17 protein-coding genes and 7 tRNA genes are annotated in these 20,614 nt (G+C 68.6%); 4 read left to right on the top strand and 20 right to left on the bottom strand.

The annotated features are described in order from the left end of the window. Nucleotides 1-123: 123 nt before the first annotated feature. Nucleotides 124-927 (top strand): enoyl-ACP reductase FabI, encoded by an 804-nt coding sequence (locus QWY84_RS17150; RefSeq protein ID WP_290204129.1) that lies wholly within the window; start codon nt 124-126, stop codon nt 925-927. A 41-nt stretch (nt 928-968) separates the two neighbouring features. On the opposite strand, the gene QWY84_RS17145 is transcribed toward QWY84_RS17150, so the two are convergent. From QWY84_RS17145 to QWY84_RS17050, 20 genes are all read right to left on the bottom strand, one after another. Continuing rightward, nucleotides 969-2,894: a SurA N-terminal domain-containing protein gene (locus QWY84_RS17145; RefSeq protein WP_290204128.1), complete on the bottom strand. Its 1,926-nt coding sequence runs from the start codon at nt 2,892-2,894 to the stop codon at nt 969-971. A 195-nt stretch (nt 2,895-3,089) separates the two neighbouring features. Next, nucleotides 3,090-3,166: transfer RNA gene (locus tag QWY84_RS17140), tRNA-Asp, on the bottom strand. 21 nt (nt 3,167-3,187) lie between these two features. Beyond that, nucleotides 3,188-3,263, bottom strand: a tRNA-Val gene (locus QWY84_RS17135). A 14-nt stretch (nt 3,264-3,277) separates the two neighbouring features. After that, nucleotides 3,278-3,550, bottom strand: coding sequence for an HU family DNA-binding protein (locus QWY84_RS17130; RefSeq protein WP_290204127.1), 273 nt, complete (start codon nt 3,548-3,550; stop codon nt 3,278-3,280). A 265-nt stretch (nt 3,551-3,815) separates the two neighbouring features. Beyond that, entirely contained in the window at nt 3,816-6,263 is a 2,448-nt protein-coding gene (gene lon, locus QWY84_RS17125) for an endopeptidase La (protein WP_290204126.1), read from the bottom strand. Nucleotides 6,264-6,471: 208 nt separating this feature from the next. After that, nucleotides 6,472-7,755 (bottom strand): ATP-dependent Clp protease ATP-binding subunit ClpX, encoded by a 1,284-nt coding sequence (clpX, locus tag QWY84_RS17120; protein ID WP_290204125.1) that lies wholly within the window; start codon nt 7,753-7,755, stop codon nt 6,472-6,474. Between the two features lie 252 nt (nt 7,756-8,007). Continuing rightward, a complete protein-coding gene (gene clpP, locus QWY84_RS17115; protein WP_290204124.1) occupies nt 8,008-8,655 on the bottom strand; it encodes an ATP-dependent Clp endopeptidase proteolytic subunit ClpP in 648 nt (215 codons plus the stop codon). A 2-nt stretch (nt 8,656-8,657) separates the two neighbouring features. Continuing rightward, nucleotides 8,658-10,037 (bottom strand): trigger factor, encoded by a 1,380-nt coding sequence (tig, locus tag QWY84_RS17110; RefSeq protein ID WP_290204123.1) that lies wholly within the window; start codon nt 10,035-10,037, stop codon nt 8,658-8,660. Nucleotides 10,038-10,132: 95 nt separating this feature from the next. Next, nucleotides 10,133-10,217, bottom strand: a tRNA-Leu gene (locus QWY84_RS17105). A 199-nt stretch (nt 10,218-10,416) separates the two neighbouring features. Continuing rightward, a tRNA-Lys gene (locus tag QWY84_RS17100) sits at nt 10,417-10,492 on the bottom strand. Nucleotides 10,493-10,555: 63 nt separating this feature from the next. Further along, nucleotides 10,556-10,631 (bottom strand) — tRNA-His (locus QWY84_RS17095). A 36-nt stretch (nt 10,632-10,667) separates the two neighbouring features. Continuing rightward, nucleotides 10,668-10,744, bottom strand: a tRNA-Arg gene (locus QWY84_RS17090). Nucleotides 10,745-10,777: 33 nt separating this feature from the next. Further along, nucleotides 10,778-10,854: transfer RNA gene (locus tag QWY84_RS17085), tRNA-Pro, on the bottom strand. Between the two features lie 76 nt (nt 10,855-10,930). Further along, nucleotides 10,931-11,533, bottom strand: a complete 603-nt coding sequence (locus tag QWY84_RS17080) for a nucleotidyltransferase family protein (protein ID WP_290204122.1) — start codon at nt 11,531-11,533, stop codon at nt 10,931-10,933. After that, nucleotides 11,530-12,744: a vWA domain-containing protein gene (locus QWY84_RS17075; RefSeq protein ID WP_290204121.1), complete on the bottom strand. Its 1,215-nt coding sequence runs from the start codon at nt 12,742-12,744 to the stop codon at nt 11,530-11,532. Before QWY84_RS17075 ends, QWY84_RS17080 begins: the two co-directional genes overlap by 4 nt. Then, nucleotides 12,737-13,678, bottom strand: a complete 942-nt coding sequence (locus QWY84_RS17070; protein WP_290204120.1) for an AAA family ATPase — start codon at nt 13,676-13,678, stop codon at nt 12,737-12,739. Before QWY84_RS17070 ends, QWY84_RS17075 begins: the two co-directional genes overlap by 8 nt. A gap of 60 nt (nt 13,679-13,738) precedes the next feature. Further along, nucleotides 13,739-14,542, bottom strand: a complete 804-nt coding sequence (locus QWY84_RS17065; protein WP_290204119.1) for an FAD binding domain-containing protein — start codon at nt 14,540-14,542, stop codon at nt 13,739-13,741. 15 nt (nt 14,543-14,557) lie between these two features. Further along, the gene (locus QWY84_RS17060; RefSeq protein WP_290204118.1) at nt 14,558-16,945 is read right to left on the bottom strand and encodes a xanthine dehydrogenase family protein molybdopterin-binding subunit; all 2,388 of its coding nucleotides are present in this window, start codon (nt 16,943-16,945) and stop codon (nt 14,558-14,560) included. A 1-nt stretch (nt 16,946) separates the two neighbouring features. Then, nucleotides 16,947-17,417: a (2Fe-2S)-binding protein gene (locus tag QWY84_RS17055; RefSeq protein WP_290204117.1), complete on the bottom strand. Its 471-nt coding sequence runs from the start codon at nt 17,415-17,417 to the stop codon at nt 16,947-16,949. 86 nt (nt 17,418-17,503) lie between these two features. Continuing rightward, nucleotides 17,504-18,094 (bottom strand): SRPBCC family protein, encoded by a 591-nt coding sequence (locus QWY84_RS17050; protein ID WP_290204116.1) that lies wholly within the window; start codon nt 18,092-18,094, stop codon nt 17,504-17,506. Between the two features lie 251 nt (nt 18,095-18,345). On the opposite strand from QWY84_RS17050, the gene QWY84_RS17045 reads away from it, so the two are divergent. From QWY84_RS17045 to folD, 3 genes are all read left to right on the top strand, one after another. Beyond that, a complete protein-coding gene (locus QWY84_RS17045) occupies nt 18,346-19,155 on the top strand; it encodes an XdhC family protein (RefSeq protein ID WP_290204115.1) in 810 nt (269 codons plus the stop codon). After that, nucleotides 19,148-19,582, top strand: coding sequence for an iron-sulfur cluster assembly scaffold protein (locus tag QWY84_RS17040; RefSeq protein WP_290204114.1), 435 nt, complete (start codon nt 19,148-19,150; stop codon nt 19,580-19,582). The genes QWY84_RS17045 and QWY84_RS17040 overlap by 8 nt, the downstream gene beginning before the upstream one ends. Nucleotides 19,583-19,741: 159 nt before the next feature. Further along, nucleotides 19,742-20,599, top strand: a complete 858-nt coding sequence (gene folD / locus QWY84_RS17035; RefSeq protein ID WP_290204113.1) for a bifunctional methylenetetrahydrofolate dehydrogenase/methenyltetrahydrofolate cyclohydrolase FolD — start codon at nt 19,742-19,744, stop codon at nt 20,597-20,599. Nucleotides 20,600-20,614 lie beyond the last annotated feature (15 nt).

The raw sequence follows: 20,614 nt of genomic DNA, 5'->3' as shown, positions 1-20,614 counted from the left end.
ACAACGCCGACGGAGGGCGTGGCAATACCTGTTGAAAGACTAGTAGTATAGGCCGCCGCCGAAGCATGGCACCCGGGCAGCAGGGTCCGGCGTGCGGCCCAGTAGTTACGAGGAGAAAACGTCATGGGGTTTCTGTCCGGAAAGAAAGCGCTCATCACCGGCGTCGCCGGCAATCGCTCGATTGCCTACGGGGTGGCCAAGTCCATGCGCCGGGAGGGCGCCGAGCTGGCGTTCACCTATCTGGGTGACAAGCTCAAGCCGCGGGTGGAGAAAGTGGCCGAGGAGATGGGCAGCGGCATCGTATTGCCCCTGGACGTCTCCCGGGACGAGGACTTCGACGCCCTGGCCCCCGCGCTGCGCCAGCACTGGGACAGCGTCGACATCGTCGTGCATTCCATCGGCTTCGCGCCCCAGGACCAGCTGAAGGGCTCGTTCGTGGACAACACCACCCGCGAAGGCTACCGCGTCGCCCACGACATCAGCGCCTACAGCTTTGTTGCCCTGGCACGTGCCCTGCGCGGCATGATGAAAGAGGATACCTCGCTGTTGACGCTGACCTACCTCGGCTCGGAGCGCGCGCTGCCCAGCTACAACGTCATGGGCGCCGCCAAGGCGAGTCTCGAGGCCAATGTACGGTACATGGCCTATGACCTCGGTCCGGAGGGCATCCGCGTCAACGGCCTGTCCGCCGGCCCCATCAAGACCCTGGCGGCAGCCGGCATCGGCAGCTTCCGCAAGATGCTGGAGTTCAACGCCCGCTCGGCGCCGCTGCAGCGCAACGTCACCACCGACGAGGTGGGCGACGCCGCCGCCTTCCTGTGCTCGGACCTGGCGCGCGGCGTCACCGGCGAGGTCCTGCACGTGGACAGCGGCTTCCATATCGTCGGCCTGCCGGGCCTCGAAGGCCTGGAAATGGAAGAGGACTGATTCAGCGGCACGGCGCCCCGGCCACCTGGCCGGGGAGGCCGCTACCGGTACTCCTCGTCGAGGATCTCCACGTCCGCGTCCGCTCGTAGCTGCTGGATGAAACGCGTCAGCGCCTCGTCGCCGTGGGCCTGCCGCAGCCGGTCGGCGAGCTGCTGCCGACGCTCGGCATCCAGCTCCTCCGGATCACCGTCGCGCACATCCCGCAGCATCAGGACCAGCGGGTCGCCCGACCCGGCGACGACCGCCGTCTCCGGCCCGTCTTCCCCGGGACGCGGCATACGGAAGGCGCGCTCCCGGACGGCACCCGGGGCATCCCCGGCACTGCGGCCGATCCAGCCCGCGTCCTCGAAGGCCAGCCGCTGCGCGCTGCCTTCCAGGAGCGCTTCCGGAGCCGCGCCCTCGTCGAGCCGGGTCTGCAGCTCCTCGGCGTAGGCCCGGGCCTGCTCGCGGGCGCGCCGGGTTCGCAGGCGCTCCTCGATGTCGTCGCGCACCTCCTCCAGCGGCCGGCGCTGCTGCGGCTCGTGCTCGGCCACGCGGACGACCACGGCGCGCTGGTCCGTGATCTCGATGGCCGGGCTGTTCATGCGCTCTTCCAGCACCTCGGGATCGAAGGCCGCCTCCACCACTTCCGGGTGGGAGCCGATGCCTTCATCCGTGCCCTGCCGGGTCATCCAGTCGCTGGTCTGCACCTCCAGGTCCAGCGCCTCCGCCGCACCCTGCAGGCTGTCCGGCATGTCGTAGGCGAGCTGGTCGAGTCGGTTGACGGCCTCGACGTACTCGGTGCTCACCCGCTCCCGGGCGATCTCCCGGCGCAGCTCGTCACGGACTTCCTCGAGGGGCGTCGGCTCGGACCGCTCCATGGTGGTCGCCTGGATGATGTGGAAACCGAAGTCGGTACGCACGGGCTCCGAGATCTCGCCTTCATCCAGGGAGAACAGCGCATCCTCGAACGGCTCGACCATGTCGCCGCGCCGCACCCGGCCCAGATCGCCGCCCTGCGACGCTGAGCCGATGTCGTCGGAGTACTCCTCCGCCAGCTCGGCGAACGATTCCCCGTCCCGGAGCCGCTGCCGGATCTCCCGCGCGCGCTCCCGCGCCTGCTGGACCTGCTCCTCGGAGGCATCCGGCTCCACGCTGATCAGGATGTGCCGGGCCTCCACCCGGCCTTGCTCGGTATAGCGCTGGTCCCGCACCTGCTCGTAGCGCTCCCGGAGCTCGGAGGCGCTGACGTCCACCGCCTCCAGCATGTCGTCCCGGGCGAGCTCCACGTAGGCCAGCCGCACCCGCTCGGGGACGGTGAACGCCGAGGGATTGTCCTCGTAGTAGGCCGTCACCGCCTCGTCGTCCACGCTCACTTCGTCGCGCCAGGCCTCGGCGCGGACCCGGAACCAGGCGACATTGCGCTCCTGGGCCTGCAGCCGCTGCAGCTCGTTGAGCTCCCGATCGGTCACCAGCCCGGTGTCTGCAACCGCGCTGCGGAGCTGATCGGCCACCGCCCGGCGACGCACCTGCTCCTCGTACTGGGCCGTGCTCATCTGATTGGCCTGGAGTAGCTGCTCGTAGCGCTGGCGGGAGAAGCGACCGTCTTCCTGGAACATGTCCTGGGAGCGGATGATCGCGGCGAGGTCCTCGTCGCTGACGGTCATGTTGCGCTCTTCCAGGTACTCGCTGAGCAGCCGCTGGTTGATCAGCTGGCGCAGGGCCTCGCGACGCAGCTCCTGGTCGATGCGCTCGGTGATCTCCAGGTCGTCGCCGTACATCTGCTCGATCTGCTGGCGCTGGTTGCGGTAGACGCGGCTGACCTGGTCGCGTCCGATTTCCTGGCCGTTGACGGTCGCGACGGCCCGATTGGCGCCACCCGGACTCATGTAGTTCGACAGGCCGAAGAGCGCGAACGCCGCGGCGATGAGGATGATGACCACCCATGCGATCCACCCCGACGCTCGATCCCGGATTTGTTGCAGCATGTACTGTTCGACCCCTCTGCGGCGGTAGCTTCCATAACCGTCGGACCCGGCGGTGCGCCGGGTCTTCAGTCGATTGACCGGAACTGCCCTTGCGGGTTCCGCGAACCGCGGCGCCGGCCCTTGAGCGCGACGATACGCGAAACGGGGGCCCCGGAACACGAAAGGCGCCTCGAAGGGCGCCTTTCGTCTCGAATATGGCGGAGCGGACGGGACTTGAACCCGCGACCTCCGGCGTGACAGGCCGGCATTCTAACCAGCTGAACTACCGCTCCGGATTGTATTCATGCACCACTTGGTGGGTGGTGAGGGGATCGAACCCCCGACATTCGCCTTGTAAGGGCGACGCTCTACCGACTGAGCTAACCACCCCGAAAACGCGGCCGCTAGTTTACAGCATCCTTCAGGGCTTTGCCAGCCTTGAAGCTCGGGACCTTGGTTGCCGGGATGTTGATCGTGGCGCCGGTACGGGGGTTACGGCCGGAGCGCGCCGCGCGCTCGCGAACCGAGAACGTGCCGAAGCCGACCAGGCTGACCGAATCGTTCTCCTTCAGCGCATTGGTAACTGCTTCCACCATGGCATCAACCGCTCGACCAGCGGCCGCCTTGGACAGGTCAGCATTCTGGGCGACAGCTTCAATAAGTTCCGATTTGTTCATCCTGTATTCCCCTTGGTGTTGTTCTACGTGGACAACGTCGCTTCCATTTCTTATCGCGCAGACAACTGTACAGAGTCCGTTGTGCTGCGGGAAGGCTCGGTCTGCTTCCTCGGCCGGCACCCGCTTCCGCGAGGACACTTTATCGCATCTGAGAGCGGGCCTGTCCAGCCCTGTACGCCGCGGGAGCCGGCCAAATGCGAAGGGAGGCGCCGAGCCATGGGCGCGGCACCTCCCGAAGCTTTATAGCAACCGGCCAGAAGCAGTGTCAATGCGCCCTGACGCCGCCCTGCTTCTTCTTGCTGCGTGTGCGCTTCTTGCCTTCGGCATCGTCTTCCGCACCCGCCTCTTCTTCGGGCAGCGGCTGCGGCGTTCGCACCAGGGCCAGCTCCAGGACCTCGTCGATCCAGCGCACCGGCCGCACATCCAGCTTGCCGATCACGTCCTTGGGAATCTCCTGGAGGTCCTTGCGGTTCTCCTCCGGGATGACCACCGTGGTGATACCGCCGCGGTGAGCCGCCAGGAGCTTCTCCTTCAGGCCGCCGATCGGCAGCACTTCGCCCCGGAGCGTGATCTCGCCGGTCATGGCGACGGAGGATTTCACCGGGATCCCCGTCAGCGCCGAGACGATGGCGGTGCACATGCCGATGCCCGCGCTGGGACCGTCCTTGGGGATCGCTCCCTCGGGCACGTGGATGTGCACATCGTGGTTCTGGTGGAAGTCCGGCTGGATCCCCAGCATCGCGGCGCGGCTGCGGACCACGGTCATGGCCGCGTGAATGGACTCCTTCATCACCTCGCCCAGCTGTCCCGTGGGCGTCATCTTGCCCTTGCCGGGAACCATCGCGGACTCGATGTTGAGCAGCTCGCCGCCGACCTCGGTCCACGCCAGCCCCGTGACGTGGCCGATCTGGTCCTTCTCCTCGGCCACGCCGTAGCGGTAGCGGCGCACACCCAGGTACTTGTCCAGGTTCTGGGTGTTGACCACCAGCTTCTTGTCGCGCGGCTTCTGCACCAGCTCCTTGACCACCTTGCGGCAGATCTTCGCCACCTCCCGCTCCAGGTTGCGGACACCCGCCTCGCGGGTGTAGTGGCGCACGATGTCCCGGAGCGCGTTCTCGCTGATCTCCAGCTCACCGTCCTTGAGCCCGTTCGCCTTCATCTGCTTGGGCAGCAGGTACCGCTGCACGATGTTGATCTTCTCGTGCTCGGTATAGCCCGCGAGCCGGATGACCTCCATGCGGTCCAGCAGCGGCGCGGGGATGTTCATGGTGTTCGCCGTGCAGATGAACAGCGTCTCGGACAGATCCACGTCCACTTCCAGGTAGTGGTCCTGGAAGGTGCTGTTCTGCTCGGGATCGAGCACTTCCAGCAGCGCCGACGCCGGGTCGCCGCGGAAATCCATGGCCATCTTGTCCACCTCGTCCAGCAGGAACAGCGGATTGCGCGTCCCCGCCTTGGAGAGGTTCTGGACGATCTTGCCCGGCAGCGAGCCGATGTAGGTCCGCCGGTGGCCGCGGATCTCCGCCTCGTCGCGCACGCCGCCCAGGGACATGCGCACGAACTTGCGGTTGGTGGCACGGGCGATGGACTGCCCCAGCGAGGTCTTGCCGACACCGGGCGGGCCCACCAGGCACAGGATCGGGCCCTTGATCTTCTTCACCCGCTTCTGCACGGCCAGGTACTCGAGGATGCGCTCCTTGACCTTCTCCAGGCCATAGTGGTCGGCATCCAGCACGCCCTGGGCCTTCTCCAGGTCGTGCTTGACCCGGGTGCGCTTCTTCCACGGCACCGCCACCAGCCACTCGATGTAGTTGCGGACCACCGTGGCCTCGGCGGACATGGGCTGCATCATGCGCAGCTTGTTGAGCTCGGCCTTGGCCTTGCTCATGACCTCCTTGGGCATGCCCGAGTTGTCGATCTTCTGCTCGAGATCGTCGGTATCGTTGGGCGCGTCCTCGAGCTCGCCCAGCTCCTTCTGGATGGCCTTGGCCTGCTCGTTGAGGTAGTACTCCCGCTGGCTCTTCTCCATCTGCTGCTTGACGCGGCCGCGGATGCGCTTCTCGATCTGCAGCACGTCGATCTCGCCCTCGATGAGCCCCAGCAGGTGCTCCAGGCGCTCGCGCACGTCCTCGATCTCGAGGATCTGCTGCTTGCCCTCGACCTTGAGCGCCATGTGGGCGGCGATGGTGTCCGCCAGCCGGCCCGGGTCCTCGATGCCCTGCAGAGAGGACAGGATCTCCGGCGGCACCTTCTTGTTCAGCTTCACGTACTGGTCGAACTGGCTCATGATCGAGCGCGCCAGCACGTCCACCTCGCGGTCGTCGGAGTAGTCCTTCTGCTCCGGCACCACCGCCTGGGCGGTGAAGTACTCGCCCTCACCCTGGATGCTGGCCACGCGGGCACGATCCAGCCCCTCGACAAGCACCTTCACGGTGCCGTCGGGCAGCTTCAGCATCTGCAGGATGGTGGCGATGGTGCCCTGCTCGTAGAGATCCGAGGGCCCGGGCTCGTCCACGTCGGCACTCTTCTGCGCCAGCAGGAAGATGCGCTTGTCCTCCTCCATGGCCGCTTCCAGTGCCTTGATGGACTTGTCGCGGCCCACGAACAGCGGAATCACCATGTGGGGATACACCACCACATCGCGCAGCGGCAGCACCGGCGCGGCATTCAGGGATTCCTTGACGACTTCGGAACTCTCGTCACTGCGGGTCATGTAGGGTCAACCTCGCTTGCACTGGATTGGGTTCGGGGCAGTCAATGCACCCAGCTGATCTGTCCGTAGGCTTGATATGCGGGCGCGCCGGGCCGGTTTCAATGAACATGGGAAACGCGCGGCGCCACCATTGCGTTGCCGGAGACCGATCCGAACGCGGGAGGGGATTGCTGCCGGGGACCGGCGGACCGGCCCCCGGGGGAGATGATTACTGATCCGACGCCGCCCGGGACTGCTCCGGGGACTCGTAGATGAGATAGGGCTTGGTCTCGCCCCGGATGACCGCATCGTCGACCACCACCTTGCTGATCCCCTCCAGCGAGGGAATATCGTACATCGTGTCCAGCAGCACGCTCTCGATGATGGTCCGCAGCCCCCGGGCACCGGTGCCGCGGTCCATGGCCTTGCGCGCCACGGCCCGAAGCGCCTCCTCCCGGAACTCCAGCTCGACGCCTTCCATCTCGAAGAGCTTGACGTACTGCTTGGTCACCGCATTCTTGGGCTCGCTGAGGATCTGCACCAGGGCGTCCTCGTCCAGCTCGTCCAGGGTCGCGATCACCGGCAGACGACCCACGAACTCGGGGATCAGCCCGTACTTGATGAGATCCTGCGGCTCCACGTCGTGGAGCGTCTCGCCCATGCTCTTGCGCTCGCTCTCGGCCTTGATCTCTGCCGAGAAGCCGATGCCGCCGCTCTCCGAGCGATCCCGGATGATCTTGTCCAGGCCGGCGAACGCGCCGCCGACGATGAACAGGATGCCGCCGGTGTGCACCTGCAGGAACTCCTGCTGCGGATGCTTGCGCCCGCCCTGGGGCGGCACCGACGCCGTGGTGCCCTCGATGAGCTTGAGCAGCGCCTGCTGGACGCCCTCACCCGACACGTCACGGGTGATGGACGGGTTGTCGGCCTTGCGCGAGATCTTGTCGATCTCGTCGATGTAGACGATCCCCGTCTGGGCCTTCTCCACATCGTAATCGCACTTCTGCAGCAGCTTCTGGATGATGTTCTCCACATCCTCGCCGACATACCCCGCCTCGGTCAGCGTGGTCGCATCGGCGATGGTGAACGGCACATCCAGCAGCCGCGCCAGGGTCTCGGCCAGAAGCGTCTTGCCCGAGCCGGTGGGACCGATGAGCAGGATATTGCTCTTGGTCAGCTCCACCTCGTCCTTCTTGCCCTGGACCGCCTCGAGCCGCTTGTAGTGGTTGTAAACCGCCACCGACAGGACTCGCTTGGCCAGGTCCTGGCCAATCACGTATTCGTCCAGGACTTCGGCGATCTCGTGAGGCTTCGGCAGTTTCGAGCCGCCGGTGGCGCTCTTCTCCTGCATCTCCTCACGGATAATGTCGTTGCAGAGCTCGACACACTCGTCGCAGACGAACACGGAAGGACCGGCGATCAGCTTGCGAACCTCGTGCTGGCTCTTGCCGCAGAAAGAGCAGTAGAGCAGCTTGCCGCTGTCATCGCCGCGTGTCTTGTCTCTGTCGCTCATGACCGATCCTCGGTTGATTCCAGGACTTGCATGGCATCCAGCCGTCGTCACCGACGGATGCCATCACTTCAAACCATGCCTGCTTTTACGGGGTCACGCAAGGGCGAAAACCGCGACTCGCGCCGCATTCCGCGCAATTCGTCACGTTCCCGGCAGGAGGCTTCCGGCCCCGGTGACCCACCCCTGCGGGAGGGGTACAGGCAGGGGAGATCACCGGGTATGGAGTCCAGATGGGGGCTCCGGAGGGAGGATTCAATCGTTCTCGCCCATGCCGCTGCGATCCTGGAGCACGCGGTCGACGAGACCGTATTCCATGGCCGACTCCGGCGACATGAAGTTGTCACGCTCGGTATCCTGCTGCACCTGCTCCAGCGGCTTGCCGGTATGGTGGGCGAGGATCCGGTTGAGGCGGTCGCGGATGCTCAGGATCTCGCGCGCATGGATGTCGATATCCGTTGCCTGCCCCTGATAGCCGCCCAGGGGCTGGTGGATCATCATGCGCGAGTTCGGCAGCGTGAAACGCTTGCCGGGCGCCCCGCCGGCGAGCAGCAATGCCCCCATGCTGGCCGCCTGGCCCACGCACATGGTGGACACGTCCGGCTTGATGAACTGCATGGTGTCGTACAGCGACAGGCCGGCGGACACCGAGCCGCCCGGGGAGTTGATGTACAGGTGGATGTCCTTGTCCGGATTCTCCGACTCCAGGAACAGCAGCTGGGCCACGATCAGGTTGGCCATGTGATCCTCCACCGGTCCGGTGAGGAAGATCACCCGCTCCTTGAGGAGCCGGGAGAAGATGTCGTACGCACGCTCCCCCCGTGAGGTCTGCTCCACCACCATGGGCACCAGGTTGGCCTGGATCTCGGACGGGTTCATCGGCGTGTCGTCGTTCGCGGCCATGATCAGCCCTCTTTGTTCGCTTCGTCGGTGGATGCGTCGCCCTCGGCATCGGCGGCTTGATCCGCCTCACCCTGGGCCTGCTGCGGATTGAGCAGGGTCTCGAGGTCCGTGGGCTTGTCTTCGACCTGCGCCTGCTCCACCACCCAGTCGATGACCTGGTCCTCGAGGACGTTGACCTCGAGGCTCTGCATCATCTCGCGGTTCTGGGCATACTGCTGGATCAGCTCCTGCGGGTTGTGGTGACCGGACGCCATTTCCTGGAGCCGCTCCCGCACCCGGTCCTGGTCCACCTGGATGTTGTTGTCGGCGATGAGCCTGTTCATCACCAGCCCCAGGGTGACGCGGCGCCGGGCCTGCTCCTCGAAGATATCCGCCGGCAGGTCCATGCCTTCCGCCTGGTCGCCCATCTGCTGCTGCAGGCGCTGGCGCATCTGCTGCTGCAGCGCCTCGATCTCGCCGTCCACCAGGGCCCGGGGCAGCTCGATGTCGTTGGCCTTGGCCAGGCCGTCGGTGACCTGCTCCTTGAGCCGGGCATGCTGCGCCCGCCCCACCTCGCGCTCGAGATTGGTCCGGATCAGGTTGCGAAGGGCCTCGAGCCCGCCTTCCTGGACGCCCACCGCTTCCGCCAGACTGTCGTCCAGCGGCGGATACTCCGGCTCCTGGACGCTCTTGACGGTCGTCCGGAACACCGCGGTCTTGCCGGCGATGGATTCCGTGGGGAAGTTCTCCGGGAAGGTGTACTCGATATCCCTGGTCTCGCCGGCGCGCAGGCCCTTGAGCCCTTCCTCGAACTCCGGCGGCATCTGGTTGCCGCCGATGGTCACCGGGGTGTCCTCGCCCTGGTTGCCCTCGAACGCCTCGCCGTCGACCGTGCCGTGGAAGTCGATCACCACCTGATCGCCCTCCTCCGCGGCCTTGTCCGCCTCGTTGTAAGTGGCGCGCTGCTTGCGGAGGTCTTCCAGGACGTTGTCGATATCGGCATCCGTCACCTCGGCCGTCGGGCGCTCCAGCTTCATGCCGGTCACCTCGGCGACCTGGAACTCCGGCATGACCTCGAAGCTCGCCTCGAACTCGACATCGCCCTCGCTCATGCCCTGAACCAGGTTGAGGCTGGGCGCACCGGCGGGCTGCAGCTCTTCCTGCTGCAGCGCCTCGCCGTACGACTGCTGCACCACCTCGTTGAGGACTTCCTGGCGCACCTGACCGCCGTAGCGCTGCTCGACGACCTTCATGGGCACCTTGCCAGGCCGGAAACCATCGAGCCGAATGTTGCCGGCCATCTGCTTGAGGCGTTTCTGGACCTCATCGTCCACCCGCGCCGCCGGCACCTGGACTCGGATCTTGCGCTCCAGGCCTTCGGCCGTTTCCACTGTTACCTGCATCAATGCCACCTCAGTTGCACAAGGCTGTACGTTCGAACGGTCCCGGCGTCGACGGCCGGGTCGTGGCGCCCCGCGTCAACGGGGCGCCTGTCATCTGGTGCGAGTGGCAGGACTTGAACCTGCACGGGTTACCCCAACGGCACCTAAAGCCGTCGCGTCTACCAATTCCGCCACACTCGCAGGGAATGCACACCACGCCGGCGGGAGCACCGCGGCACCACCACGCGCCCGACTCCCTGATCATCAAGGGCGCAGATTATCGAACTCCCGGAGTGTAAAACGCAAGAAAAGCCGCCCGCATCCGCAACAGAACCACGGCGAGGAGTGGCCGGATCCGCGCCGGCCCTGCCGCAGGCGGGCGCGGATCGGTCGGACTGTATGGTGGGCCGTGTAGGACTCGAACCTACAACCAATTGATTAAGAGTCAACTGCTCTACCAGTTGAGCTAACGGCCCTTGGTCACTGCTCGATGCCGGTGGCGCGCGTGCAGCAGCGCCACGGCTCGACTCACGATCTGGTGGGGTGGACGATGGGACTCGAACCCACGACAACTGGAATCACAATCCAGGGCTCTACCAACTGAGCTACGTCCACCACTGTCTTTCGCCCGAACCCCCGGCGGGCCCTGACTGGCGCGCCCGGCAGGACTTGAACCTGCAACCCTCGGCTTAGAAGGCCGATGCTCTATCCGGTTGAGCTACGGGCGCTTCCGCCGCACCCGACGACCTGCCGCCTGGTGTTGGTCGGGGTGGAGGGATTTGAACCCCCGACTTCCTGCTCCCAAAGCAGGCGCGCTACCAGGCTGCGCCACACCCCGTCAGCCGCCGCTAGCGAGCCGTGAACGGCCACCCGGTTACGGACCGGAGAATGATACGCAGCGGGCACAGGCGCCGTCAATTCTCGCCGCCGGGTTCGCGGGAGATCGCCTGCGCCAGCGCCTCCAGGTCGCCGGGGGTGTCCACGTCCGCGAGCACGCCCGCGTCGTCGGTGTCCAGCAGCTCCATCCGGGCAGCGTACTGTTGAAGAATCCCTCGTGCGCCGGTGTCTCCCGCCAGCACCGCGAGCTCGGCACCGTAGCGGCGGGCGAACCCCACCGGATGGCCGCGACGCCCCCGGCAGGCCGGGGCGACGAGATCCGCCCCCCGCCGCAGCGCGGCCACCACCCGGGCGACCGTCGCCGTGCCGATGCCGGGCATGTCCGCCAGGCCCACGACCCAGCCCTGCGCATCCGCGGCCGCCCGCACCCCGCACGCCAGGCTCGACCCCATGCCGTCGGCCGCATGCTTGCAGTGCACGATCCGGCAGCCCGACGCCGCGAGGATGGCCTCCAGGCGCGCGTCTCCCGGGCGCACCACTGCGACCACCTCGTCCGCGGCGGCCACCAGCGGCTCTGCGGACGCCTGCGCCAGGACACGGCCGTCCCCCAGCTCCGCCAGCAGCTTGGCGCCGCCGAAGCGCGATCCGGCCCCTGCAGCGAGGAGAATGCCCGCAATCATGCGCTGGCCGCCCGTCCGCGGGCCGGCGGGCCGTCGCTGAGGGCGTCCGCCAGCTCCCGCAGGCTGCGCAGGTTGTGGACCGGCCGGAACTCGTCCACGTACGGCAGCATGGCGCGGATGCCCGCCGGGCGCGCCTCGAAGCCGTGGTAGCGCAGCAGGGGATTGAGCCAGATGAGCCGGCGCGCCGAGCGCTGCAGGCGGTCCATCTCCGCGGCGACACCGCTGCCGGCCTCGCGGTCCAGGCCGTCGGTGACCAGCAACACGGTGGCACCCTGGCCGAGCACGCGGCGGGACCAGTCCCGGTTGAAGGCGCGCAGGCACTCGCCGATCCGCGTGCCGCCCGCCCAGTCCGCCACCGCGGCACCGGTCTTCTCCAGGGCGCGGTCCACGTCGTTGCCACGCAGATACCGCGTGACGTTGGTCAGGCGGGTCCCGAACAGGAACGTATGCACCCGGTCCCGGTCGTTGGTCAGCGTGTGCAGGAAGTGCAGGAGCATGCGGGAGTACTGGCTCATGGACCCGGAGATGTCGCACAGGACCACCAGGGGCGGATGCCGTCGCACCGCCTCCGATCGCCGCAGCGCGATGACCGCGCCGCCGGAGCGCATGCTCGCACGCATGCTCGCCCGCGGGTCGAGGCGCCGCCCGCGGCTGCTGGCCGTGTACCGCCGGGTCGTGACGGGCCGCACGGGGAGGTGCAGCCGGGCGATGGCCTCGCGCGCCCGGGCCAGCTCGGCCGCGGACATGCTGGCGAAATCCATGGTCTGCAGACGCTCTTCCGCGGAATACGTCAGTGTCCCCCGGACCTCGACCTCCTCGTCCTCCGGAGGCTGACGCTCGCTCGCGCTCGGCTGCTCGGCGGCCAGCGCCTCGGCCAGGCGCTGGCTCACGGCATCCTCGCCGGACGCCGTGCCACCCTGGACCGACGGCAGCATCAGCTGCATGACCTGGTCCAGCAGGCGCGGGTCGCGCCAGAACACGTGGAAGGCCTGATCGAACAGGTGCTGCTGATCGTGACGATCGAGAAACACGGCGTTGAGGGTCCAGTAGACATCGTCCCGCCGCTGCACGCCGGCCACCTGCAGCGCCGCCACCGCGTCCAGGACCTTGTCCGGCCCCACGGGGATGCCGGCGGCGCGCAGCACGCGGGCGAAGTGCATGACGTTCTCCGCCAGCCGGCCGCCCCCGGCCGGCAGGGGCAGCTCAGTCATGGCGTCCCCCGGCGATCTCGGCGTTGATGCGGCGCAGGATCTCGTTGACCTCGCCGTACTCCAGCCGGGCGATGTCGTCCTGGTACTTGAGCAGGGCGCCGAGGGTGTCGTTGACCACCGCCGGATCCAGGGACATCTGATCGAGCTGGACCAGGGCGTTGGTCCAGTCGATGGTCTCGGCGATCCCCGGCACCTTGAACAGGTCCATGCCCCGCAGCTCCTGGACGAAGGCCGTGACCTGGCGGGTGAGCGCCTCCGGGGCCCGCGGCGCCTTGATGCGCAGGATGGCCAGCTCGCGCTCGGCGTCCGGGTAGTCCACCCAGTGGTAGAGGCAGCGCCGCTTCACCGCGTCGTGGATCTCGCGGGTACGATTGGAGGTGATGACCACCAGGGGCGGCTCCGGGGCGGCGATGGTTCCGAGCTCGGGAATGGTCACCTGGTAATCCGACAGCACCTCCAGGAGGTAGGCCTCGAACGGCTCGTCGGTCCGGTCCAGCTCGTCGATGAGGAGCACCGGCGGCCCCTCCGGGTGCGGCTCCAGCGCCTGGAGCAGCGGCCGCCGCGTGAGAAAGCGGCGGTCGAAGACATCCCGGGCGAGGCTGTCCCGATCCACCTGCCCCTCGGCCTCGGCCAGCCGGATCTCCACCATCTGACGCTGGTAGTTCCACTCGTAGACCGCCGAGGCAATATCCAGCCCCTCGTAGCACTGCAGCCGGATCAGCGACCGGTCCAGCGCCCCGGCGAGCACCTTGGCGATCTCGGTCTTGCCGACGCCGGCAGCCCCTTCCAGGAACAGCGGGCGGCCCATCCGGACGCTCAGGTAGACCGCCGTGGCCAGCCGGCGGCTGGCCACGTAGTCGCCCCGGGCCAGGAGGTCCACGGTGGCGTCGATGGAAGCGGGCAGCGGCGTGGGATGGGTCGCGTTCGCGCTCATGAGTCCCCGGTACGGCGGGCCGCGCCGGCGGCGCGGCCCGGACAGGCAGTCACCCAAGCGTCAGCCGGCATTCAGGGCGGCCTCCACCGCGCGGCGGGCGAGTACCGTCACCAGATGGGCGCGATACTCCGGCGTGCCATGGATGTCGTCGTTGAGCTCATCCGCCGGCACGCGGATATCGCGTATGGCATCCGCCGAGAAATCCAGGGCCAGGGCCTGCTCCATGTCGGGCACCCGGAACACCGCCGGCCCCGCACCGGTCACGGCCACGCGCACCCCGCCGGCGCCCTGGCTGACCATGACACCCACCAGGGCGAAGCGGGACGCCGGCTGGGCGAACTTGATGTAGCTGGCCCGCTGCGGGATCGGGAAGTCCACGGAGCGCACGATCTCGCCCGGCTCCAGGGCGGTCTCGAACATGTCCACGAAGAACTCGTCGGCGGGGATCGTACGCTGGCTGGTGTGCACCGTGGCCCCCAGCCCCAGCAGGCCGGCGGGATAATCCGCCGCGGGATCGTTGTTGGCGATGGAGCCGCCCAGGGTGCCCATGTTGCGCACCTGGGCATCGCCGATGCCGCCGGCGAGACCGGCCAGCGCCGGAATGGCCTGCTCCACCTCGCGGGAGCGGGCGACCTCGTTGTGCCGGACCATGGCGCCGATGCGGAGGCTGTCCCCCTCCCGGGTGATGCCGTACAGATCGGGGATGCCCCGCAGATCCACCAGGTCGCTGGGCTCCGCCAGGCGCTGGCGCAGCGTCTGCAGCAGGGTCTGGCCGCCGGCCACGGGGCTGGCATCCTCGGCCCGCGCCAGCACGGCGGCGGCCTCGTCCAGGGTCTTCGGGCGGTGGTACTCGAACGCATGCATGGCGATTCACCTCGGTTATGCGGCACGCGAGCCCTGGGCGTCCTGGATGGCCTGCCAGACGCGCACCGGCGTGGCGGGCATGTCCAGGTGCCGGACTCCCAGCGGGGACAGGGCGTCGATGATGGCGTCGATCACCGCCGGCGGCGAGCCGATGGTTCCCGCCTCGCCGCAGCCTTTCACGCCCAGGGGGTTGTGGGTGCAGGGGGTATTCTGCGTGCCCACCCGGAAGCTCGGCAGGTCGTCCGCCCGGGGCATGATGTAGTCCATGTACGTGCCCGTGACCAGCTGCCCGCTGTCCGGGTCGTAGATGCACTGCTCCAGCAGCGCCTGGCCGATCCCCTGGGCCAGCCCGCCGTGGACCTGCCCCTCGACGATCATGGGGTTGATGACGTTGCCGAAATCGTCCACCGCGGTGAAGTTCACCACCTCCACCTTGCCGGTGTCCGGGTCCACTTCCACCTCGCAGATGTGGCTGCCCGCCGGATAGGTGAAGTTGGTGGGGTCGTAGAACGCGTTCTCGTCGAGCCCCGGCTCCAGCTGCTCCAGCGGGTAGTTGTGAGGCACGTAGGCGGAGAAGGCGATCTCGCCCATGGAGATCTCCTTGTCGGTGCCGGCGACGCGGTAGGTGCCGTCGTCATACTCGATGTCCTGCTCCGCCGCCTCCAGCATGTGCGCAGCGATCTTGCGGCCCTTGTCGATGACCTTGTCCAGGGCCTTCATGATCGCCGAGCCGCCCACGGCCAGGGACCGCGAGCCGTAGGTGCCCATGCCGAAGGCGATGCGGTCGGTATCGCCGTGCACCACGTCCACGTCCTCGTAGGGGACGCCGAGGCGGCTGGCGACGATCTGCGCGAACGTGGTCTCGTGCCCCTGCCCGTGGCTGTGGGAGCCGGTGAACACCGTCACCTTGCCGGTGGGGTGCAGGCGCACCTCGCCGGCCTCGAACAGGCCGGCGCGGGCCCCCAGGGCCCCGGCGATGTTCGACGGCGCCAGCCCGCAGGCCTCGATATAGGTGGAATACCCGATCCCCCGGTACTTGCCGCGGGCCTGGGCCTCCTTGCGCCGGGCCTCGAAGCCGTCCACGTCGGCCATGCGCATGGCCTCCGTGAGGGTGGCGTCGTAGTCGCCGACATCGTAGGTCAGCGCCACCGGCGTCTGGTACGGGAAGGCATCCCTGGGGATGAAATTGCGGCGGCGGATCTCCGCCTGGTCCATGCCCATCTCCCGGGCCGCGGCGCTCACCAGCCGCTCCACCACGTAGGTGGCCTCCGGCCGGCCGGCACCCCGGTAGGCGTCCACCGGCGCCGTGTTGGTGAACACGCCGGTCACGCGGCAGTGGATCGCCGGCGTGGTGTACTGCCCGGCCAGCAGCGTGCCGTACAGGATGGTGGGCACCGACGGCGCGAAGGTGGACAGGTACGCGCCCAGGTTGGCCTTGGTGTTCACCCGCATGCCCAGGAACTTGCCACTGTCGTCCATGGCCAGCTCGGCGTGGGTGACGTGGTCGCGGCCGTGGGCATCGGACATGAACGACTCCACCCGCTCGGCCGTCCACTTGATGGGCCGGCCCACCTTGCGCGACGCCCAGGTGAGCACGGCCTCCTCGGCGTAGTGGAAGATCTTGGAGCCGAAGCCGCCGCCCACGTCCGGCGCCACCACCCGCACCTTGTGCTCGGGCAGGTTGAGCACGAAGGCGCTCATCAGCAGGCGCGTGACGTGCGGGTTCTGCGAGGTGGTGTACAGGGTGTACTGATCCTCGCCCCGGGAATAGCTCGCCACCGCCGCCCGCGGCTCGATGGCGTTGGGCGCCAGGCGCTGGTTCACCAGGTCCAGCCGCGTCACGTGGGCGGCGCGGTTGAAGGCGTCGTCGACGGCGTCGCCATCGCCGAGCTCCCAGACATAGCACTGGTTCCCCGGTGCCTCGTCATGCACCTGCGGGCGTCCCTCCTCCAGGGCCTCCGCCGGTGACACCACCGCGTCGAGGATGTCGTAGTCCACGTCGATGCGCTCGGCGGCGTCCTTGGCCTGGTGGTAGCTCTCGGCGATCACCACCGCCACCTGGTCGCCCACGTAGCGCACCTTGCCCTGCGCCAGCGCCGGGTGGGCCGGCTCCTTCATGGGCTGGCCGTCGACGTCGGTGATCTGCCAGCCGCAGGGGATGCCGCCGACGCCGTCGGCCGCCAGGTCGTCGCCGGTGTATACGGCCACCACGCCGGGCGCCTCCCGGGCCGGGCCGGTATCGATGCGGTTGATGCGCGCGTGGGCGTGGGGCGAGCGCAGGAAGCAGGCGTACACCTGCCCCGGCAGATCGATGTCGTCGGTATAGCGCCCCTCGCCGGTGAGGAAGCGCCGGTCTTCCTTGCGTTTCGCCGCCTTGCCGATGCCTGTCTCTGCCGTAGCCATGTCACTGCGCCTCCATGTTCGCGGCACCGGTGCGCACCGCGCGCACGATGTTCTCGTAGCCGGTGCACCGGCACAGGTTGCCTTCCAGCTGGGCCCGGATGGTCGTATCCGAGGCGCCGGGGTAGCTGCGCACCAGGTCGATGGCGGCCATGACCATGCCGGGCGTGCAGAAGCCGCACTGCAGCCCGTGCTGCTCGTGGAAGGCCGCCTGCATGGGGTGCAGCGAGCCGTCCTCGCCGGCGAGCCCCTCGATGGTCAGGACCTCGGCGCCGTCCGCCTGGCCGACGAGCACGGAGCAGGCCTTGACCGCCCGGCCGTCCAGGTGGACGGTGCAGGCGCCGCACTGCCCCGTGTCACAGCCCACGTGGGTGCCGGTCAAGCCCAGCTCGTCGCGCAGGAATTCCACCAGCAGCGTCCGCGGCTCCACCTCTGCGGACACCGCCTTGCCGTTGACGGTGAGAGATACGTTCATGACAGCTTCTCCTCGCGGGGTTCTTGCTTGTTCTGGACGATCCGCCTGCCTTGAGCGTAGCCCCGCATGCGCACACTGCAAGGGCGCTACAGCAGCAGGATGATGATGACCAGCACCACCACCGCACCGCCGGCCACCCAGGGCCAATAGCCGGTGCGGGGAGAGTCGCCGCCGCCTTCAGCCTGCGCGGCCTGGCCGCTTCCGGCGGCCGCTTCTTCCGCGGCTCCCTCGGGCTCACCGCCGAGATGGCGGGTGAAATTGCCGAAGAACTCGCTGGCGTTCTTCTCCGCCGCCCCCTTGACCAGGCGGCTGCCGAGCTGGGCGAGCTTGCCGCCCACCGTCGCCGAGACGTCGTAGCGCACCCGGCAGCCGCCGTCCGGCTCCTCGTCCAGGTACACGTCGGCGCTGCCCCGGGCGAAACCGGCCTGGCCGCTGTTGCCCTCGAAGCTCAGGGTATACGACTCCGGCGGCTGCAGGTTCTCCAGGGTGACCCGGCCGGTGAAGCGCGCCTTCACCGGGCCCACCTTGGTATTCACCGTGGCGTCGTAGTTGTGATCGTCCACCCGCTCCAGGGACTCGCAGCCCGGAATGCAGGCGGCGAGGACGTCCGGGTCGTTCAGCGCCTCCCAGGCCTTCTGGCGGGAAACCGGGAGTCTTTGTTCGTTCTTCAGCTCCATGGACATTCTCCTCCTCGGTATTCCGGGTGAGGGGCCGGCAGCGGCCCCGCCGTTGGCGTCACCGGTAAGCGTAGACGAATCGCGGGGGATGCGTATGCGGACGCCGCCGCCGGGACCGCGGGCCCGCGCAGCCCCGCCCCGGGGAATGCCGACCCCCCTTGCGCGGTCGGAGCGGTGGGCACAGGCTGGAGGTGGGCATGCTGCGGTAGCATGACAGGCCTGGTGTCTCGGAACGTCGGAGGAGGCGCGGCATGCGCGGAAACGATCTGCTGGACGTCCTGGTGGAGCTGCGGGACCGGGGTGAGGCCCACGCCGTGGCCACGGTGGTGGAGACCGAGGGCTCGGTGTCCGCGGAAAAGGGAGCCAAGGCCGTGTTCGACGCCCAGGGGCGCACCATGGCCGGCTGGGTGGGCGGCGGCTGCGCCGACTCGTCCGCCGGCCAGGCCGCGCGCGAGGCGCTCGCCGATGGCCAGGGGCGGCTCATCGAGATCGACATGACCGACGAGATCCTGGGCGCCGGCGTCCCCTGCGGCGGCACCATGAAGGTGTGGGTGGAGCCGGTGCGGCCGCGCCCGACAGCCTGGCTGCTCGGCCAGGGCCGCCTGGTGGAGAGCCTGTGCCGGATGGCCACCATCTGCGGCTTCGACGTGGTCATCAACGACCCGCGCGCCACGCAGGAGCGCTACCCCGACGCGGTCCGCCTGGACACCGACGACCCGGAGTACCGGCGCCTCACGCCCGGCGCCGGGGACTGCGTCGTGGTCGCCACCCAGCACAAGGGCGATCACCATTCCGTCAGCCGCGCCCTGAGCGAGGGTGCCGGCTACATCGCCCTGGTCGCCAGCCGCAAGCGGGCGCGCCTGGTCCTGGACTCGCTCCGGGCCGAGGGATTCACCCCCGAGCAGCTGCACCGGGTCACCGCACCGGCGGGCCTGGACCTGGGCGGGCGGGCGCCGGAGGAGATCGCCCTGGCCATCCTCTCGGAGATGGTACTGCTCCACTACGGCGGCAGCGGTCGCCGCCTCTGCGAGGTCAAGCCCCTGGAGCCGCTCGATGGCTGAGATGGAATCCATCTACCGCGAGATCGTGCTGGACCACTACCGGCACCCGCGCCGCTTCGGGCCCGTGGACGACTACCCCCGGCGTGGGCAGGCCTACAACCCCCTGTGCGGCGACGATATCCGCGTCGGCGTCGCCCTGGAGCACGAGCAGCTCGCCGCCATCGGGTTCCACGGCCGGGGCTGCGCGGTCTGCATGGCAGCGGCGTCGTTGTTGTGCGAGACGCCGCCGGACACCCGTGCCGACGCCCTGCGCGCGTACGCGGGGACGGTCCGGGCTGCGCTGCAGTCCACGGACACGCCGCTGCCCGCCCCGCTGGAGCCGCTCGGTGCCCTGCGCGCCTACCCGACCCGCCACCGCTGCGTGACCCTGCCGGCGGAAGCCCTCGCCGCCGCCCTGGCCCAGGAAACCGGCACCCCGGACGACTGACGCGCCGCGGCCGGAGCACGTCGCGCAATTGTGCTGCTGCGCCATCCGCCGGCCGCTGCGGACCCATCTGCTTGTGGCCGCAGAACGGGCCGTGCGAGAATCCGCTCGCTTGCATGCGGCAGCGCAGCGGCACGTCCCAGGGATCACGCAGGAGCCCCCATGAGCGCAGAAATCCTCGACGGCAAGGCCGCAGCGGCCCGCCTGCGGCAGTCCGTGGCCACCGGCGTCGCCCGGCGCACCGGGGGCGGCGGGCGTCCCCCGGGCCTGGCCGTCGTCCTGGTGGGCGACAACCCCGCCTCACAGGTCTATGTCCGCAAGAAGCGCGCCCAGTGCGAGGAGGTGGGCATGCTCTCCCGGGCCTACGACCTTCCCGGGGACGCGGACCAGGAGCGGCTGCTGGCGCTGGTCGACGAGCTCAATGCCGACCCGGCCATCGACGGCATCCTGGTCCAGCTGCCGCTGCCGCCGCACATGGAGGCCCAGAGCGTCATCGACCGCATCGATCCGGCCAAGGACGTGGACGGCTTCCACCCCGTCAACATGGGACGGCTTGCCCTGAAGCTGCCCGGGCTGCGGTCGTGTACGCCCCACGGCGTAATGAAGCTCCTGGAGGACGCCGGCATCGCCCTCGCCGGCCGCGATGCCGTCATCGTCGGCCAGTCCAATATCGTCGGCCGGCCCATGGCCCTGGAGCTGCTCAACGCCCGCTGCACGGTCACCATCTGCCACAGCCGCACCCGGGACCTGGAGGCGCGGGTGCGCGGCGCGGACCTGGTGGTCGCGGCCGTCGGGCGCCCCGGCTTCATTCCCGGCGACTGGATCCAGGAGGGTGCCGTGGTCGTGGACGTGGGCATCAACCGCCTGGACTCGGGCAAGCTCACCGGCGACGTGGATTTCGACAGCGCCCGCGAGCGTGCCGGCTGGATTACACCGGTGCCCGGCGGGGTCGGCCCCATGACCGTGGCGACGCTCCTGGCCAACACCCTGGACGCCGCGGAGGCCCGGGACCCCCTCTGATCGCCCCGGTGCACT

This window comes from Aquisalimonas lutea, from assembly GCF_030409225.1.
GTDB lineage: Bacteria > Pseudomonadota > Gammaproteobacteria > Nitrococcales > Aquisalimonadaceae > Aquisalimonas > Aquisalimonas lutea.
Note: the sequence above shows the minus strand (reverse complement) of the source record. Positions and strands in the feature narration are given on the sequence as shown.

Bases quoted from the DNA above. Each gene is read 5' to 3' on its own strand.
- lon (WP_290204126.1), bottom strand. From the start codon at position 6,263: ATGACCCGCAGTGACGAGAGTTCCGAAGTCGTCAAGGAATCCCTGAAT.
- QWY84_RS17150 (WP_290204129.1), top strand. From the start codon at position 124: ATGGGGTTTCTGTCCGGAAAGAAAGCGCTCATCACCGGCGTCGCCGGC.
- QWY84_RS17055 (WP_290204117.1), bottom strand. From the start codon at position 17,417: ATGAACGTATCTCTCACCGTCAACGGCAAGGCGGTGTCCGCAGAGGTG.
- QWY84_RS17060 (WP_290204118.1), bottom strand. From the start codon at position 16,945: ATGGCTACGGCAGAGACAGGCATCGGCAAGGCGGCGAAACGCAAGGAA.
- QWY84_RS17050 (WP_290204116.1), bottom strand. From the start codon at position 18,094: ATGGAGCTGAAGAACGAACAAAGACTCCCGGTTTCCCGCCAGAAGGCC.
- tig (WP_290204123.1), bottom strand. From the start codon at position 10,037: ATGCAGGTAACAGTGGAAACGGCCGAAGGCCTGGAGCGCAAGATCCGA.
- QWY84_RS17075 (WP_290204121.1), bottom strand. From the start codon at position 12,744: ATGACTGAGCTGCCCCTGCCGGCCGGGGGCGGCCGGCTGGCGGAGAAC.
- QWY84_RS17045 (WP_290204115.1), top strand. From the start codon at position 18,346: ATGCGCGGAAACGATCTGCTGGACGTCCTGGTGGAGCTGCGGGACCGG.
- QWY84_RS17130 (WP_290204127.1), bottom strand. From the start codon at position 3,550: ATGAACAAATCGGAACTTATTGAAGCTGTCGCCCAGAATGCTGACCTG.
- QWY84_RS17080 (WP_290204122.1), bottom strand. From the start codon at position 11,533: ATGATTGCGGGCATTCTCCTCGCTGCAGGGGCCGGATCGCGCTTCGGC.
- QWY84_RS17145 (WP_290204128.1), bottom strand. From the start codon at position 2,894: ATGCTGCAACAAATCCGGGATCGAGCGTCGGGGTGGATCGCATGGGTG.
- clpP (WP_290204124.1), bottom strand. From the start codon at position 8,655: ATGGCCGCGAACGACGACACGCCGATGAACCCGTCCGAGATCCAGGCC.
- QWY84_RS17070 (WP_290204120.1), bottom strand. From the start codon at position 13,678: ATGAGCGCGAACGCGACCCATCCCACGCCGCTGCCCGCTTCCATCGAC.
- clpX (WP_290204125.1), bottom strand. From the start codon at position 7,755: ATGAGCGACAGAGACAAGACACGCGGCGATGACAGCGGCAAGCTGCTC.
- folD (WP_290204113.1), top strand. From the start codon at position 19,742: ATGAGCGCAGAAATCCTCGACGGCAAGGCCGCAGCGGCCCGCCTGCGG.
- QWY84_RS17065 (WP_290204119.1), bottom strand. From the start codon at position 14,542: ATGCATGCGTTCGAGTACCACCGCCCGAAGACCCTGGACGAGGCCGCC.
- QWY84_RS17040 (WP_290204114.1), top strand. From the start codon at position 19,148: ATGGCTGAGATGGAATCCATCTACCGCGAGATCGTGCTGGACCACTAC.